The sequence below is a fragment of the Rhodococcus sp. 105337 genome (assembly GCF_012844225.1).
GTDB lineage: Bacteria > Actinomycetota > Actinomycetes > Mycobacteriales > Mycobacteriaceae > Rhodococcus.
This window is the reverse complement of the sequence record NZ_JABAGQ010000007.1, coordinates 166,520-181,541: the sequence shown is the minus strand read 5'-3', so window position 1 is coordinate 181,541 and position 15,022 is coordinate 166,520. Positions and strand designations below refer to the sequence as shown.

At 64.7% G+C, this 15,022-nt stretch carries 15 protein-coding genes, 1 tRNA gene and 2 pseudogenes; 14 read left to right on the top strand and 4 right to left on the bottom strand.

Annotated features, from left to right (window positions below; all coding sequences use genetic code 11):
- The first annotated feature begins 41 nt into the window (after positions 1 to 41).
- From HF886_RS13510 to HF886_RS13490, 5 genes are all read left to right on the top strand, one after another.
- Positions 42 to 953: a UTP--glucose-1-phosphate uridylyltransferase gene (locus tag HF886_RS13510; RefSeq protein WP_169621459.1), complete on the top strand. Its 912-nt coding sequence runs from the start codon at positions 42 to 44 to the stop codon at positions 951 to 953.
- A gap of 33 nt (positions 954 to 986) precedes the next feature.
- Positions 987 to 2,252, top strand: a complete 1,266-nt coding sequence (gene glp, locus HF886_RS13505; RefSeq protein ID WP_169652554.1) for a gephyrin-like molybdotransferase Glp — start codon at positions 987 to 989, stop codon at positions 2,250 to 2,252.
- Complete coding sequence (locus tag HF886_RS13500; protein ID WP_169621461.1) at positions 2,252 to 2,887, top strand: GNAT family protein; 636 nt, start codon at positions 2,252 to 2,254, stop codon at positions 2,885 to 2,887. The genes glp and HF886_RS13500 overlap by 1 nt, the downstream gene beginning before the upstream one ends.
- Before the next feature lie 235 nt (positions 2,888 to 3,122).
- Complete coding sequence (gene glpR / locus HF886_RS13495; protein WP_169652553.1) at positions 3,123 to 3,995, top strand: gephyrin-like molybdotransferase receptor GlpR; 873 nt, start codon at positions 3,123 to 3,125, stop codon at positions 3,993 to 3,995.
- A gap of 155 nt (positions 3,996 to 4,150) precedes the next feature.
- Positions 4,151 to 4,226: transfer RNA gene (locus tag HF886_RS13490), tRNA-Ala, on the top strand.
- A gap of 104 nt (positions 4,227 to 4,330) precedes the next feature.
- On the opposite strand, the gene HF886_RS13485 is transcribed toward HF886_RS13490, so the two are convergent.
- Entirely contained in the window at positions 4,331 to 4,912 is a 582-nt protein-coding gene (locus tag HF886_RS13485) for a dihydrofolate reductase family protein (RefSeq protein WP_169652552.1), read from the bottom strand.
- 158 nt (positions 4,913 to 5,070) lie between these two features.
- On the opposite strand from HF886_RS13485, the gene HF886_RS13480 reads away from it, so the two are divergent.
- Positions 5,071 to 5,214 (top strand): hypothetical protein, encoded by a 144-nt coding sequence (locus tag HF886_RS13480; RefSeq protein WP_169621429.1) that lies wholly within the window; start codon positions 5,071 to 5,073, stop codon positions 5,212 to 5,214.
- 46 nt (positions 5,215 to 5,260) lie between these two features.
- Positions 5,261 to 6,136 (top strand): SDR family oxidoreductase, encoded by an 876-nt coding sequence (locus HF886_RS13475; RefSeq protein ID WP_169621463.1) that lies wholly within the window; start codon positions 5,261 to 5,263, stop codon positions 6,134 to 6,136.
- On the opposite strand, the pseudogene HF886_RS21405 reads toward HF886_RS13475, so the two are convergent.
- Positions 6,096 to 6,275, bottom strand: a pseudogene (locus tag HF886_RS21405) (FABP family protein); the annotation flags it as partial. The gene HF886_RS13475 and the pseudogene HF886_RS21405 overlap by 41 nt on opposite strands.
- Positions 6,276 to 6,476: 201 nt before the next feature.
- Between HF886_RS21405 and HF886_RS13465 the strand changes: the two are divergent.
- The 3 genes and pseudogenes from HF886_RS13465 to tcmP all read left to right on the top strand — a co-directional run bounded on the left by HF886_RS13465 (position 6,477) and on the right by tcmP (position 9,918).
- The gene (locus HF886_RS13465) at positions 6,477 to 7,223 is read left to right on the top strand and encodes a phage Gp37/Gp68 family protein (protein WP_169652551.1); all 747 of its coding nucleotides are present in this window, start codon (positions 6,477 to 6,479) and stop codon (positions 7,221 to 7,223) included.
- A gap of 107 nt (positions 7,224 to 7,330) precedes the next feature.
- Positions 7,331 to 8,444, top strand: a pseudogene (locus tag HF886_RS13460) (transposase).
- 277 nt (positions 8,445 to 8,721) lie between these two features.
- Positions 8,722 to 9,918 (top strand): three-Cys-motif partner protein TcmP, encoded by a 1,197-nt coding sequence (gene tcmP, locus HF886_RS13455; protein ID WP_169652550.1) that lies wholly within the window; start codon positions 8,722 to 8,724, stop codon positions 9,916 to 9,918.
- Between the two features lie 145 nt (positions 9,919 to 10,063).
- On the opposite strand, the gene HF886_RS13450 is transcribed toward tcmP, so the two are convergent.
- The gene (locus tag HF886_RS13450; RefSeq protein WP_169621464.1) at positions 10,064 to 10,549 is read right to left on the bottom strand and encodes an FABP family protein; all 486 of its coding nucleotides are present in this window, start codon (positions 10,547 to 10,549) and stop codon (positions 10,064 to 10,066) included.
- Between the two features lie 86 nt (positions 10,550 to 10,635).
- Between HF886_RS13450 and arcA the strand changes: the two genes are divergently transcribed.
- Positions 10,636 to 11,850: an arginine deiminase gene (arcA, locus tag HF886_RS13445; protein ID WP_169652549.1), complete on the top strand. Its 1,215-nt coding sequence runs from the start codon at positions 10,636 to 10,638 to the stop codon at positions 11,848 to 11,850.
- A gap of 27 nt (positions 11,851 to 11,877) precedes the next feature.
- Here the strand turns inward: arcA and arsC are convergent, their stop codons facing one another.
- On the bottom strand, positions 11,878 to 12,225 hold the full coding sequence (gene arsC / locus HF886_RS13440; protein WP_169652548.1) for an arsenate reductase (glutaredoxin): 348 nt from the start codon (positions 12,223 to 12,225) through the stop codon (positions 11,878 to 11,880).
- 123 nt (positions 12,226 to 12,348) lie between these two features.
- Here arsC and mscL point away from each other — a divergent pair, with 123 nt between their 5' ends.
- The 3 genes from mscL (at position 12,349) to HF886_RS13425 (ending at position 14,962) form a co-directional block, all read left to right on the top strand.
- Positions 12,349 to 12,816, top strand: a complete 468-nt coding sequence (gene mscL / locus HF886_RS13435; RefSeq protein ID WP_169621467.1) for a large conductance mechanosensitive channel protein MscL — start codon at positions 12,349 to 12,351, stop codon at positions 12,814 to 12,816.
- Positions 12,817 to 12,864: 48 nt separating this feature from the next.
- On the top strand, positions 12,865 to 13,227 hold the full coding sequence (locus HF886_RS13430) for a GntR family transcriptional regulator (RefSeq protein ID WP_169621468.1): 363 nt from the start codon (positions 12,865 to 12,867) through the stop codon (positions 13,225 to 13,227).
- A 130-nt stretch (positions 13,228 to 13,357) separates the two neighbouring features.
- Positions 13,358 to 14,962, top strand: a complete 1,605-nt coding sequence (locus HF886_RS13425; RefSeq protein WP_169652547.1) for a BCCT family transporter — start codon at positions 13,358 to 13,360, stop codon at positions 14,960 to 14,962.
- The last annotated feature ends 60 nt before the right edge of the window (positions 14,963 to 15,022 follow it).

Below are 15,022 nucleotides of genomic sequence, written 5' to 3'. Positions count from 1 at the left end.
CGGGGCCACCGATCGGTTGGCCGAAGTTAGGGTGGGAGTCTATGACGAACAAAACGGACGGCGCGGCGTGGCGCTTCAAGACCGCGGTTGTCCCGGCGGCGGGCATGGGTACGCGGTTCCTCCCCGCAACGAAGACGGTCCCCAAGGAGCTACTTCCTGTGGTCGACACCCCGGGCATCGAGCTCGTGGCGGGCGAAGCGGCCGAATCCGGCGCGGAGCGCCTGCTGATCGTGACCGCGCCCGGTAAGGACGGTGTCGTCGCGCATTTCGTCGAAGACCTCGTTCTCGAGTCGAAGCTCGAAGAAAAGGGCAAGTACGAACTGCTCGCGAAGGTGCGCAAGGCGCAGGGCCTGCTCGAAGTCGAGTCGGTGATCCAGGAGAAGCCGCTCGGTCTGGGCCACGCGGTGGCGTGCGCGGAAGCAGCGCTCGACGACGACGAAGAAGCCATCGCCGTGCTGCTGCCCGACGATCTCGTGCTGCCCGTCGGTGTCCTCGAGATCATGCAGCGTGTGCGTGCCAAGCGCGGCGGTTCGGTGCTGTGCGCGATCGACGTGCCGAAGGAGCAGGTGAGCGCGTACGGCGTCTTCGACGTCGAGATCGTTCCCGATGCCGTCAACCCCGACGTGCTCAAGGTCCTCGGCATGGTCGAGAAGCCGGATGTCGCAGACGCCCCCTCCACCTTCGCCGCTGCCGGCCGTTATCTGCTCGACCGGGCGATCTTCGACGCACTGCGTCGCATCGAGCCCGGCGCAGGCGGAGAACTCCAGCTCACGGACGCCATTGCCCTGCTGATCGCCGAGGGTCACCCCGTCCATGTGGTCGTGCATCGCGGCACCCGACACGACCTCGGAAATCCCGGCGGGTACCTTCGCGCTGCGGTTGACTCTGCGTTGAACACGGACGAGTACGGTCCCTCGCTCCGCGAGTGGCTGATCGAGCGCCTGGAACAGTGACAGGCGGCACCTGGCTGGAGGTCGAGAAGCGGTATGCGGTCGGTTGAGGATCAACAGGCCAGGGTGACGGCGGCAGCAGTCGCACCCCGGCCGGTCCGAGTGGCCATTTCGGAAGCGCAGGGTTTGCTGTGCGCAGAAGAAGTGGTCACAGAGCGGCCGCTACCCGGCTTCGACCAGGCCGCGATCGACGGTTACGCCGTGCGGAGTGTCGATGTGCGGCTCGCGGAGGGCCGGTCCCCGGAGTCGGGAGACGACGACGGACCCGACGACGTGGTGTTGCCCGTCGTCGGCGAAGTTCGCGCAGGGTCGCGGCAGCCCATCCGGTTGCAGCCCCGCCAGGCCGTCCGCGTGGACACCGGTGCTCCGCTGCCGACACTGGCCGACGCGGTCCTGCCGCTCGACTACACCGACCAGGGGACCGCCCGCATCAAGGTGCTCAAAACGGTGCGCTCGGGCGACTACGTCCGCCGCACCGGCGACGACGTGCAGCCCGGTGACGTCGCGGTGCGCGCCGGCACGATCATCGGTGCCGCGCAGGTGGGATTGCTCGCCGCGGTCGGCCGCGACAAAGTGCTCGTCCATCCCCGGCCCCGGCTCTCGGTGATCTCCGTCGGCGGAGAACTCGTCGACGTCGAGCGCACCCCCGGCCCCGGGCAGGTATACGACGTGAACTCGTATGCGCTGGCGGCCGCGGCACGCGACGCCGGGGCGGACGTGAACCGGGTCGGCATCGCGAGTACCGACCCCAAGCGACTCCGCGAAGTGGTCGAAGGTCAGCTGATCCGTGCCGAGATCGTGGTGATCGCCGGAGCGGTGGGCGGCGGTGCCCTCGAAGACGTCAGGGAGGCCCTGTCCGATCTCGGTGACCTCGAAGTGGAACGGGTTGCGATGCACCCCGGGTCGGTCCAGGGCTTCGGCAGACTCGGCCGCGACGAGGTCCCGACGTTCCTGTTGCCGGCGAACCCCGTCAGTGCGCTCGTCGTCTTCGAGGTGATGGTCCGGCCGCTCATTCGTATCGCGCTCGGACGGCGACAGCCGATGCGCCGCATCGTGGCGGCTCGCACCGTCGCCCCCATCACCTCCATCCCCGGCAGGAAGGGGTACCTCCGCGGGCAACTGCTGCGCGACGAGGCGACCGGGGAGTATCTCGTTCAGGCACTCGGGGGTGCTGCGGGCGCGTCGTCGCATCTCCTCGCGACGCTCGCCGAGGCGAACTGCCTGGTGATCGTGGAACCCGAAACCTCCGAGGTGCGCGCCGGCGACCGGGTGGACGTGGCGTTCCTCGGGCAGCGCGGTTGATGTCGCGACATCCCGGGTGGCCGGCCCGGCTGGGGCCGTTGCGGGTGGCGGGCGGTCTCGTCACCGTGCGCTCGCTCAAACTGCGCGATGCGGCAGCGTGGAGTCGGTTGAGGATGCGAGACCGCGAGCACCTCGAACCGTGGGAGCCCACCGGAGAGTCCCCGTGGGACATGCGGCACCACATCTCGGTGTGGCCCGGCCTGTACCGGAGTCTGCGAGCCGAAGCGCACCGGGGACACATGATCCCGATGGCCATCGAACTCGACGGGCGCTTCTGCGGACAGATCACGGTCGGCAACATCGTGCGCGGGGCGCTGCGCTCTGCGTGGATCGGCTACTGGGTGGAGAAGGACGTCAACGGTCTCGGTGTCGCCACCGCGGCCGTTGCGCTGGGGCTGGATCACTGCTTCGGACCCGTGGGTCTGCACAGGGTCGAGGCGACCGTCCGTCCGGAGAACCTTGCCAGTCGCGCCGTACTCCAGAACGTCGGATTTCGCGAAGAAGGCCTGCTCCAGCGGTATCTCGACGTGCACGGCCGATTCCGTGACCACATGCTGGTGGCGATGACCGTCGAAGAGGTTCCCGGTTCGGTGTCCGACCGCCTGGTTCGGGGTGGCCGCGCGACGTGGTCTTGAAACCTCCGACCGGTGTAACAAATGTAACTCCGAACCTGAGTGATAATCCTCAGGCTTCCGGTGAATTCTGTGACTAGAGTGAACAATGTGTCCTGTGGGAGTGCGTGACTCGAGTGGCAGCAGTAGTCGCCTGAGTCGGCGTTTCTCTACGGGTAATCGTGTACATGCCGCTAGCCTGAGTTAGGTCGGTGGCGCCGACGGACTAGCAGGTGACGACTGGGAGGAGGGCCGCCGGATGCCGAATTCACTCCTGTGGATAGGGCTTGTTGCCGTGTGGTTGTTCGTTCTGGTGCCCATGCTGGTCACCAAGCGTCCACGGATCCGGCAGACGACCGACGCCGCGCTCGCGACAAGGGTTCTGCATCGCGGTGACGACGAGCCGATCGCCCCCCGTGGGCCGGCTGCCGGGCATCGCAGCGACCCGAACTGGCGTCCGAGTCGTGATCACGCGCACGGACACCCAGCGGAGGACCGCATGGACACAGACCTCGAGGACAGGCCCGGAACAGACACCGACGAAGACTTCTCTTCGGACGACGATTTCGCACGTACCCGCCGTCCCGGACGGGCGCCCGCACGCGACTTCGTGCCGCAGCGCCGCGGCCGGGGCGGATTCGACCCGCACGCCGATGCCGTGGCCAGTGCGCAACGCTACGACGCGCGTCAGCGCACGGTCCTTGCCTTGCTGATCGCCGCGATCCTCAGCGCAGCGCTGGCGCTCACCGTGTCGTCGGTGATGTGGTGGATCTGCGGCGCTGGGACCGCGGCGCTCGTCGGCTACCTCTTCTACCTCCGCCGCCAAGTACAGCTCGAGCAGGAGATCCGCCGTCGCCGGCTGGCGCGTCTGCACCGGTCACGGCTCGGCGTCGAGTCGCGCACCGACGAAGAACTCCGGCTGGTCCCCGAGCGTCTGCGCCGGCGGGGGGCCGTGGTCCTCGAAATCGACGACGAAGACCCGGATTTCGACCACCTCGGCTACTACGTGGACGACTCGGGTCACATCGACCCGGGCTACGAGGAGCCCCGTTACGCCGAGCACGGTTATGACGAGCACGGTTACGACGAACGTCCCCGCGACTACTTCGTCCCGCGCGCAGCGGGGCAGTAACCCGAACGCACAGAAGGCCCGCACCGCGTCGGTGCGGGCCTTCCGCTGTGTGCCTGTTGCGCAAGAAAAGGTGCCCTACCTGTGCCGATGGCGCGATTTCGTTTTGGGTGGGGAGGTTTGCTAAGGTTTCCGAGTCGGTTCCGTCAGGAACCTACGGGGCTGTGGCGCAGTTGGTAGCGCGCTTCGTTCGCATCGAAGAGGTCAGGGGTTCGATTCCCCTCAGCTCCACCATTTGGTCGAAGTTCCAACCCTGCTCCCGTGATCGGTGGGCAGGGTTTTTTCGTATCCCCGTGCCCAGGTCCGCAGGGGACTCGTCCCACATTCGCTCGGATCGATCAGCGGCGCACCCGATAGCGCACGTGGAGCACCCCGTTGCCCCGGATCACCACGTCAGGATCTTCCAGAAGGCGCTGCGCGTCGACCGACCCGAAGTAACGCTTGCCGGTCCCGAACACGACGGGGACGACGTCCATGCGCACCTCGTCGACCAGGCCCGCGGCAAACACCTGGCCACCGACCTCGCCGGCGGCAACCTCGACCACGCGGTCACCCGCAAGTTCCTGCGCCTCGGCCACAGCGGCCTCGATGCTGTCGACGAAGCGAAACGGCGCCGCGGGGTCCCAACCCTCGGGCGCCGCCCGATGGGTCACGACGACCACGTGGTCGACACCGCTCGGAGGCACCCCGTCCCAGCCGTCCGTCATGTCGAAGACGTGCCGGCCGACGATCGTCACCCCTATCGCGTCCCAGTACGGGCGGATGTAGTCGTAGGACGTCTGCGACACGGTGATGACGTCGCTCTCGTCCAGAGGGACGTCGCCGCCGGAGAACCAGGTGAACAGCGGTCCGGGCTGGTCGTGCTCGTCCGCGACGAAACCGTCCACCGACACCGAGCCGTACATGACCACCGTTCCCACAGGACTCTCCTCTGCTGGGGTGCCCCCGAATCTAGTGTGTCGCGAGCCGCCTTCTCGTACGAATTCACTCCGGCTCGTCCGAACACCCGGCGAATCGGCGCGCCAGACCGCTGGCGTGGTGGTGCCCCAACGTTCAGACTGGATCCATGGACCAGAGGATGAGTGATGACGAGCTTCGCCGCGCCATCCGCGTGCTGCGCGAACGCGCAGACCTCGCGCGCAGCGAAGGTCGCACCGACGACTGCACGACTATCGAACGGACCATCCAGCAGTACCAGGAGGAAATGGCACAGCGCCTCTGATCATCGACTCGGCACCGAATGCCGCCATGGCCGTTAGGGTGTCGCCATGGCGATCAAGGACCTGCGCGGCACCAAGTTTCTGGTAACCGGCGCAGCGAGCGGAATCGGGCGCGCCCTGGCACTCCACGCCGCCGGTGAGGGAGCCGAACTCGTCCTCACCGACGTGGCCGCGGACGGCCTCGAAGCAGTGGTCCGGCAGGTCAGGGACGACGGAGGCGTCGTACTTCATTCGGCTGCGCTCGACATCGCGGATTACGACGCGGTGGCCGCTTTCGCGGACGACGTCCACTCGCGGTGCGGAGCGCTCGACATCGTCGCCAACGTGGCGGGGGTGTCCGTGTGGGGGACCGTCGACCGGCTCGAGCACAAGCACTGGAAATTGATGGTGGACGTCAATCTCATGGGTCCCATCCACGTGATCGAGAGCTTCGTGCCGCCGATGATGGAAGCTGGACGGGGCGGGCATCTCGTCAACGTCTCCTCCGCCGCCGGACTGCTCGCGCTGCCGTGGCATTCCGCGTACAGCGCGAGCAAATTCGGGCTGCGCGGGGTGTCGGAGGTGCTGCGGTTCGACCTCAAGCGCAACGGGATCGGTGTGTCTCTCGTGGTCCCGGGCGCGGTGCGCACACCTCTGGTCGACAGCGTCCAGATCGTGGGTGTCGATCGCGACCGTCCCGAGGTCCGGAAGATCACGCAACGCTTCGTCAAGCACGCGGCCTCGCCCGAGAAGGTGGCCGCGTGCATCGTCACCGGTATCAAGAAGAACCGGTTCCTCGTCTACACCTCGTTCGACACGCGATTCGGATACTGGTGGGCCCGTAAGTTCGCGGCCCCCTACAACCTGGTCATGCAGGCGGCCAACGACTACTTCCGGCGGGTCGTCACCCCTCGCGCCGCAGCTCGGCGCGCAGATGGTGGGTGAGGGGAGTGTCGGCGTGAGCCATCCAGAGGTCGTACCGAAGGGTGTCGCCGCACGACCGCCGGAGGTAGCCGTTTTCGGTGTGCAGCGGACGTCCGTCGTCGCGATGTTTCGTGCGGCTGACGTACATCATTCGCGGTTGAAGGTTAGACAAGTGCGTGGAGCGGTGCACTTATCCCACATAAGGCCCGCCCAAAGGGTCTTGGGCGAAACCAAAATTCAGTTGCTGTTGACACAGAGGTCTCCGGCGTTCTTGACCGAGGGCACTTGACGAAGGATGACCTAGTAGTGTGCGATAGAACGACCATCGTTCGAACAAATATTCGGTTGATTAGTGGGAGTTATGGCTGACAACTCGGCGATCGAGTGGACCGAAGCGACGTGGAACCCTGTCACGGGATGCGATCGAGTCTCCGCGGGGTGTGACCACTGTTACGCACTGACTCTCGCGAAGCGTTTGAAGGCTATGGGTGCCGACAAGTACCAGAACGACGGCAATCCGATTACGTCCGGTCCGGGCTTCGGTGTCACGGTCCATCCGCAGTCGCTTGACCAGCCGTATCGATGGAGAAATCCGCGCGTGGTGTTCGTTAACTCAATGAGCGACCTCTTCCACGCGCAAGTCCCGATCGGGTTCATTCGTGACGTATTTGACGTCATGATTGACACTCCTCAGCACACGTATCAGGTGCTAACAAAGAGGTCGCTCCGACTGGCGCGCATCGCGGACAAGCTCGACTGGCCCAACAACGTGTGGATGGGGGTCTCGGTCGAGGACAACAGCGTGCTCAATCGAGTTGACCACCTCCGCGAAGTCCCTGCCACGGTCCGCTTCCTATCCTGCGAGCCATTGCTCGGTCCGCTAGATGGCATCAACCTCAACGGCATTGGATGGGTCATTGCCGGCGGCGAGTCGGGTCCGAACTACAGACCGATGGAGTTGTCGTGGGCTCGTGGTATCAGAGACATTTGCACATCGGCCGACGTCCCGTTCTTCTTCAAGCAGTGGGGTGGCCGCACACCCAAGGCGTTAGGACGACAGCTTGATGGGCAACTCTGGAACGAGATGCCCAATCAAATGAGCGCCTAGAAAAACTTGGCATTGAGGTGGTCTGAACGAGGTCCCCACTCGATCTGGGGCGGTTCAGCGTGATTCTCGAAGAGACCGCCCAAAGTCACTCGGGACAGGGCCACGCGATGACCACTACTCACGATATCGACCTGCGCCCCCTTGTCGAAGACCTCACTGACCGGCGCCAGCCCCGACCTATGCGCGACCTGCTGTCGACGTTTATCGACGCCCTGATGAGCGCCGAAGCCGACCCTGTGCGGCGCCGACTTCGGTCGGCGTCGTGACGAACGCGTCACGTCAGCATCGATTACCGGCACCGGGGCTCCGATACGAGAGTTGGCACCCTCGATGTCGCGATCCCCAAACTGCGGCAAGAATCGTATTCTCCGACTGGTTGCTACAACGGCGCAGACGGGCCGAAGGGCCCTGGCCTCGGTGGTCGCCACATGCTATCTGCGCGGGGTGTCCACCCGCGAAGGGAGTAACTCGTCGACACTCCCGGGATGGCTTCGCTGTCGACGTCGGAGGTCCGCGTCATGGCGAAAGAGTTGGATGAGCAGGTCGGCGTCAACGCCGAGGGTAACCGTGAGATCCTGGATGTCGAGTTCACCTCCGCCGAGGACAGCACCGGCTGGCTGGGTTTCTTCCGTGGACTGGTCGCCCGAGGCCTGTCCGGGGGTGCAGTTGGTGACCTCCGACGCGCATGCCCGCCTGGTGCCCGCGGTCGGCGTGACCCTGCCCGGCGCATCGTGTCAGCGATGCCGGACGCACTATTCGACCGGCTGATGGCACTGACCCTGAAATCATCGTTGCCTTGGGTGAAGACGCTGCTGCATTCGGTCGAGGACCAACCGACGCCGACCCCGTTCACGCAATACGACGGGTGATCGACGTCCTGGAGACGAACTGCCCAAAGTCGCAGAACATCTTGACGCAGCGCGAGCAGATCTGCTGCATTCAACGCGTTTCCGAATCAGATCTGGCGACAGATCTGGTCCAACAATCCGCAGGAGCGGCTGAACAAGGAGATCCGGCGCCGCACCGACGGCGTCGGGAACTTTCCCGATCGGACCGCATTGATCCGGCTGGTCGGAGCGGTGCTCGCCGAGCAGCGCGACGAGCGGATCGAAACCTCGCTATCTCGCACTCGATGTCCTCGCCCGTTCCCGCAGCAACAACCAGCCTGCTGAGACCGTCACCGAACCGACGGAGGAGGTGACACCGGCGTTAACTGCATAGCCCGACGACGAGGAATCACGCGACGACCTCGCACACCACGTCACGGGCTTGACCCCTCCTGCTCCTTGATGGCAGCTGTTGCCGCGCCCTAGTATCTCTCCGTTGGAACGCGAGATCGGGATCGCGGATGAACTACGAGCATCGTCGACGAATTGAAGCGCTAGCGCGAGGCTCCAGCGGCCGGAATTAAAATACACATCACATCGAACCAAGCGTCCCGACCCCGATTGGTAGCCAAGGCGGAAGTTGCAAGACGTTGGTGACTCAATCGATTAGCATGGCCTCCTCGATCCAAATTCGGCAGGGGCATGCATTGAGTCAACAGTTTCACAAGAGCAAGAAGTCGGCGGCAGTATTGAAGCACGCCATCATCAAGCAGTACGCCATGCCCTTCGCGAGCAAAACTGGCAGTACTTCTACGGGCAACCGGGTTGCCTTCATCGACGGGTACGCAGGGCCCGGTCGATACGATGATGGAGCCGAGGGTTCCGGCGCCATGCTTCTAAAGACCGCGCATGACTTGGCTGCGATGAGGTCTGCCCGAAGGGCCGAGCTTCACTTTGTGGAGCAGGACCCCGATACCGTTGCCAGGCTGCGGAGCGTGGTAGCCGACGAGGGCTCAGGATTGACCGTCACAGTGTCTGACGGCGATGTCTCAACACACCTCCCTGCCCTTTTGGATGCGGTCGACGGCATCCCACTGTTCGCCTACCTGGACCCGTGCGGCCTAATCATCCCGATGGATGAGGTTGTCAGTATCTTCAACCGCCCTGGTAGCAACGCACCGACCGAGGTCCTGATTAACCTCACAGCGCACCTGCGTCGTTTTGCGGGCATGTTGACCAGCGACAAACCTGTCGAGAACTCGCTGAAACGGATTGACGACGTTTGTGGAGGCGACTGGTGGCGGTACGCGTGGCTCGACAAGTGCCCCAACAAGGTAGCTTCAGAAGACGACAAGGCGGCGGCTGAGCAGGCCGTCGTTGAGGGGTATGCCCAACGGCTTGCAGAGAGAATCGGCGGCGCAGGCACCTGGGTCATTGATGTGCGTCCGCGTGCCGATTTGAAGCCCGTGTACTACCTGGTGTTCGCTACGCGTCATATTGACGGTCTGCTGGCATTCGGTGAGTCCGCATCGCTTGGACTTCAGGAGTGGCGAAAGTATCACGCGAAGATCGCTGCCGACGGCACTCTGTTTGGCGGCGATTGGGAAGCCAATTGGAAGGCCGAAGAGGCGCGCCTCAAGGCTCAGTGGGTTGACACGATCGCGGATCGGTTGATAAATGAGCTCGGAAGGGGCAAGGCGTTCCGCATCATTGACAGACCGCAAGAAATACTGGGTGAAGACCTAGTCGGCGTAGTGCGAACACTCCATCTGCGAGCAGCGATCAAGAAAGTGCTGGCCGCTGGGAAAACATCGACAGATCCGAAAGGAAAGAACGATCTCTTAAACCTGTTGATCGAGCCCGTGTAGTGAAAGGACAAATCCAATCACAACTCTCTTCTAAACCGAGGTTGTCGGCCACGACGCGATTGCTGAACTGTTTCTGGTCGCTCGAACGCCGGCGCGGCGTCACGCTGAGAATCACAGGTGTCCGACGACTACTTCCGGCGGGTCGTCACCCCTCGCGCCGCAGCTCGGCGCGCAGATGGTGGGTGAGGGGAGTGTCGGCGTGTGCCATCCAGAGGTCGTACCGCAGCGTGTCTCCGTCGAGTACGAACCTCCGCCTGAGCTCTCGGACGGGTTTCGCATCCGGTGACCGCTCGAACACCACCGGTGTGAAGTCGAGCACCCCGTGTGACAGCTGAGAACGCTGGATTTCGACGAAGCCTGTGGGCTGCGAGACGAGAAACTCGATGTCGCCGCCCGACCGCCGGAGGTAGCCGTTTTCGGTGTGCAGCGGACGTCCGTCGTCGCGATGTTTCGTGCGGCTGACATACATCAGAAAAGGCTTGCCGGGCAACGGATTCAGCTCGATCGTCTCCACGTAGGCGAAGTCGTCGACGGTGGGGTAGTGGCCTTCCCCCGCACCGGTCCACCGACCGGCGAACGGTGCCAGTTCACCCAGCGGATCGGGGGAGTCTGGGGACGCGGACTCTGACACGGGCTGGCCTCCTGCTTGCGACGACACGTTCGTGTGATCCTCTCACCGGCCGAGCCGAACCCGCCCGCACTCGCTAGATTCGGAGCATGAATGCTCCGTGGGGTGTCGATTCCGAAGTCGGTGCGCTCCGGGCGGTGATGTTGCACCGGCCCGGCGCGGAACTCGAGCGGCTCACACCTCGCAACAATGACCAGCTGTTGTTCGATGCCCTCCCGTGGGTGGCACGTGCGCAGGAAGAACACGACGCATTCGCCGAACTGTTGCGTAGTCGCGGTGTCGAGGTCCTGCTGCTGGCCGACCTCCTCACCGAGACCCTCGAGGTGAGCGGGGCCGCGCGGGTCCAGAGTATTTCCAGTGCCGTCGACCCGCGTCGTCTCGGGCACCCACTGGCGGAAGAACTCGCGGGGCATCTGCGAGGGGTACCGGCCCCGGACCTCGCCCGGATACTCATCGCCGGCATGACGTTCGACGAGCTTCCCGCCGAAGGCATGGACGTCGCGCCGTCGCTGGTGCGGATGATGCATCACGGCGCCGACTTCGCGATCGAGCCGCTGCCCAACCTGCTCTTCACGCGCGATTCGTCGTTCTGGATCGGCCCGCGCGTCGCAATCCCGTCGCTCGCGCTGCCCGCGAGGCGACGGGAAACGAATCTCACCGATCTCATCTACGCGTTCCATCCGAAATTCCTCGGTGTGCGCCGCGCCTACGAATCGCACACCGCTCCGGTCGAGGGTGGGGACGTGCTGTTACCGGCACCCGGTGTCATCGCCGTGGGCGTGGGGGAACGCACCAGCCCTGCGGGGGCGGAAGCTCTCGCGCGCAGCGCCTTCGAAGACGGAATTGCGCACACTGTGCTCGCGGTGCCGATCGCGCAGCAGCGCGCGTCGATGCACCTCGACACCGTGTGCACGATGGTCGATGTCGACGCGGTGGTCATGTATCCGGCGATTCGGGAATCTCTGCAGGCATTCACGATTCGCAGCACAGGCGACGGTGGAGTCCGGATATCGGGCGCCCGGCCGTTCCTCGAGGCTGCGGCCGACGCGATGGGGATCGAGAAGATCCGGGTGATCGACACCGGTCTGGACGCCGTGGTGGCCGAGCGCGAGCAGTGGGACGACGGGAACAACACCCTCGCCGTGGCGCCGGGAGTGGTCGTCGCCTACGAACGCAATGTCGAGACGAACACCCGGCTCGAGGATTCCGGCATCGAAGTGCTGCGGATCGCCGGGTCGGAGCTGGGATCCGGCCGCGGCGGCCCGCGATGCATGTCGTGCCCGCTGTCGCGAGCCCCCGCGTAGTTCCCGTGCCGGCCGTCGGCCGTCTCGTCAGATGATGTCGCGTACCCGGTCCACCGGGCGGGCCAGAACGGTGCCCTTGTCGGTGACCACCAGCGGCCGCTCGATGAGGATCGGATTCTCCACCATCGCCGTGAGCAGGTCGTCCTCGCTCGAGCCGGCGAGGCCGAGTTCCTTGTACAGCGCTTCCTTGGAGCGGATCGCTTCGCTGGGCTTCAGTCCGGCGTCGGCGAGCAGCGTCGTCAGTTCCTCGCGTGAGGGCGGAGTGTCCAGGTACTTCACCACAGTGGGCTCGATGCCCGATTCCTGCAACAGCTTCAAGGTGTTCCGGGACGTGCTGCACCGGGGATTGTGATAGATCGTCGCGTGGGTTGCCATGGCTCGATTCTGCACTGCCGGCCGTCCGCGGGAGCTGCCGGTTTGGGGACCGTCGCCACGGCGCTCTACGATTCCGCGGTCACTCCCGTCCACACGGGATCATCGGAAAGGCGTGCGGGACACATGCTCAAAGGCTTCAAGGACTTTCTGCTCCGCGGAAACGTCATCGAACTCGCCGTCGCGGTGGTGGTGGGCGCCGCGTTCACCGCGATCGTGACCGCATTCACCTCGAACATCATCAACCCGCTCATCGCAGCGGTCGGTGGCGACAACGAGATGGGTTTCGGGTTCCGGGTCATCGCGTCGAACGACGCCACCTTCATCGACATCGGTGCGGTGATCGCGGCGGGGATCAACTTCTTCATCATCGCCGCGGTCGTGTACTTCGTCCTGATTCTTCCGGTCAACCTTGCCAAGGCCCGCTTCGCGCCGGACAAGGAACCCGAGGACGAACCCCTGAGCGAGACGGATCTGCTGATCCAGATCCGCGACCTGCTCGAGACGGGCACGTACAGGCAGGGTGGTGACGATTCGCTCGAGCAGGACGGCAACACGTCGCCGAGGGGCGCTACGAGGGTGAACGCCGGTTAGCTTTCCGTTGTGGCCGTGACGGCAGGGAAGCGCTGCTAACCTGCCAAGATGCTCGATATCGTCATCGACCACGACTCGGCGGTCCCGCCCTTCGAGCAACTGCGCCGACAGATCGTCGAGCTCGTTCACCGCGGCGACCTCATCTCCGGCACGAAATTGCCCACCGTTCGCGGCTTCGCAGAGACCCTCGGGATCGCGCCCAATACGGTGGCGAAGACCTACCGTGAACTCGAGCAATCCGGCGTACTGGAGACGAAGGGCCGGGGCGGCACATTCGTCGCGGCGAACGGAGACCCCACGCGTATCGGAGCCCAGCGCGCGACGAGTGAATACGTGGCCACCGTCCGTGCGCTCGGGGTGTCCGACGAAGAAGTCCTGGCGCTGGTACACGCAGCGCTCCGCGCCGGCTGACGTTTCTTTCGTGATGTCGGGTTGGTAAACCCCGGCAGAAGTGCCTGGTCAGCGTGTTTCGAGTGTTGCGGTACCGAACAGTTCTTCGAAAGAGGCCTCGTAACCCGGCGGACATTGCAAGGTTTGACGAATGAGTCTGCGTCACGACCGGCGCGTGTCCGAAGAATCCCCGGACCCGGGCGTCGGTACTTCCTCTGCCGAGGTCCGAGATCGGCCGCGAACCGACCGCGTCATATTCGGAGTCGCCGCCGGCCTGGTAGTGGCCATTGTGCTGTGGGGGTTGCTGGACACCGAGAGCTTCGACACGATCACCGGCAACACCCTCGACTGGATCGTCGTCGAGCTGGGCTGGCTGTTCGTGCTCGCGGCGAGCGGGTTCGTGTTCTTCGTCCTGTGGCTCGCGCTCAGCAAGTACGGCCGGATTCCCCTCGGCAAAGACGGGGAGACGCCCGAGTTCCGCACCGTCAGCTGGATCGCCATGATGTTCAGTGCGGGCATGGGCATCGGCTTGATGTTCTTCGGCGTCGGTGAGCCACTGAGCCACTACATCGACGAGCCACCGGGCACCGTCGGTGGCACCGGCACCGCAATGGCGACCTCGATGTTCCACTGGGGCCTGCACCCGTGGGCGATCTATGCGGTGGTCGGGCTGGCCATCGCATACGGAACGTTCCGGAGAGGTCGCAAGCAGCTGATCAGTGCTGCGTTCATTCCTCTTCTGGGTCATCGCGCGGAAGGTCCGCTCGGGAAATTCATCGACATCCTCGCCCTGTACGCGACCCTTTTCGGTACCGCGGCGTCGCTCGGTCTCGGCGCGTTGCAGATCGGGTCGGGGTTCGAGGTCACCGGCTGGCTCGAGACGGCCGGCGTTGCCCTGCTCGTCGGGATCGTCGCGATCCTGACCCTGGCCTTCATCGCCTCGGCGGTATCCGGAGTCGCCAAGGGCATCCAGTGGTTGTCGAACATCAACATGGTCCTCGCGGTCGTCCTCGCGCTGTTCGTCTTCGTGTTCGGGCCGACCGTGTTCATCCTCAATCTGATCCCGACGACCCTCGGGGCGTATGCGGCAGACTTCGCCCAGATGTCGGCCCGGACCGCCGCATCCAACGGCCCGGCCGGGGAGTGGCTGTCGAGCTGGACGATCTTCTATTGGGCGTGGTGGGTGTCGTGGGCGCCCTTCGTCGGGATGTTCCTCGCCCGCATCAGCCGCGGCCGGACCATCCGCGAATTCGTCGTCGGGGTGATGCTCGTCCCGAGCGTCGTGAGTCTGCTGTGGTTCGCGGTCTTCGGAGGCGCGGCGATCAGTCAGCAGGAGGACGGACTCGACGTCGCGGGAGCGGAGAACGTGGAAGGACAGTTGTTCGGCATGCTCGGCAACCTTCCGCTGGTCGGTGTCTCCACCGTCGTCGTCATGGTGCTCGTGTCCATCTTCTTCGTCTCCGGCGCGGACGCGGCGTCGATGGTGATGGGAAGTCTCACCCAACGCGGCACCTTGCGGCCGAGTCCCTGGATAGTCGCCTTCTGGGGTGCACTCACCGGTGCCGTCGCGGCGCTGCTGCTGTGGACCGGAGGCGCCGATGCTCTCAACGCCCTCCAGACGATGACCATCATCGCGGCGGTGCCGTTCGTGGTGGTCATGATCGGTTTGTGCGTGTGCCTGTATCGCGACCTGTCCACCGATCCGCTCATCGTGGGTGAACGGGCGCGACGGCACACGTTGCGCCAGATCGACTGACTGCTCCGCCCCGAACAACGACTGCCGTCCCGCGCACCGGACGGCAGTAACGAGTTGCAA

Bases quoted from the DNA above. Each gene is read 5' to 3' on its own strand.
- HF886_RS13510 (WP_169621459.1), top strand. From the start codon at position 42: ATGACGAACAAAACGGACGGCGCGGCGTGGCGCTTCAAGACCGCGGTT.
- HF886_RS13480 (WP_169621429.1), top strand. From the start codon at position 5,071: ATGAGTGATGACGAGCTTCGCCGCGCCATCCGCGTGCTGCGCGAACGC.
- HF886_RS13500 (WP_169621461.1), top strand. From the start codon at position 2,252: ATGTCGCGACATCCCGGGTGGCCGGCCCGGCTGGGGCCGTTGCGGGTG.
- arcA (WP_169652549.1), top strand. From the start codon at position 10,636: ATGAATGCTCCGTGGGGTGTCGATTCCGAAGTCGGTGCGCTCCGGGCG.
- mscL (WP_169621467.1), top strand. From the start codon at position 12,349: ATGCTCAAAGGCTTCAAGGACTTTCTGCTCCGCGGAAACGTCATCGAA.
- glpR (WP_169652553.1), top strand. From the start codon at position 3,123: ATGCCGAATTCACTCCTGTGGATAGGGCTTGTTGCCGTGTGGTTGTTC.
- HF886_RS13425 (WP_169652547.1), top strand. From the start codon at position 13,358: ATGAGTCTGCGTCACGACCGGCGCGTGTCCGAAGAATCCCCGGACCCG.
- HF886_RS13430 (WP_169621468.1), top strand. From the start codon at position 12,865: ATGCTCGATATCGTCATCGACCACGACTCGGCGGTCCCGCCCTTCGAG.
- glp (WP_169652554.1), top strand. From the start codon at position 987: ATGCGGTCGGTTGAGGATCAACAGGCCAGGGTGACGGCGGCAGCAGTC.
- arsC (WP_169652548.1), bottom strand. From the start codon at position 12,225: ATGGCAACCCACGCGACGATCTATCACAATCCCCGGTGCAGCACGTCC.
- HF886_RS13475 (WP_169621463.1), top strand. From the start codon at position 5,261: ATGGCGATCAAGGACCTGCGCGGCACCAAGTTTCTGGTAACCGGCGCA.
- HF886_RS13465 (WP_169652551.1), top strand. From the start codon at position 6,477: ATGGCTGACAACTCGGCGATCGAGTGGACCGAAGCGACGTGGAACCCT.
- tcmP (WP_169652550.1), top strand. From the start codon at position 8,722: ATGGCCTCCTCGATCCAAATTCGGCAGGGGCATGCATTGAGTCAACAG.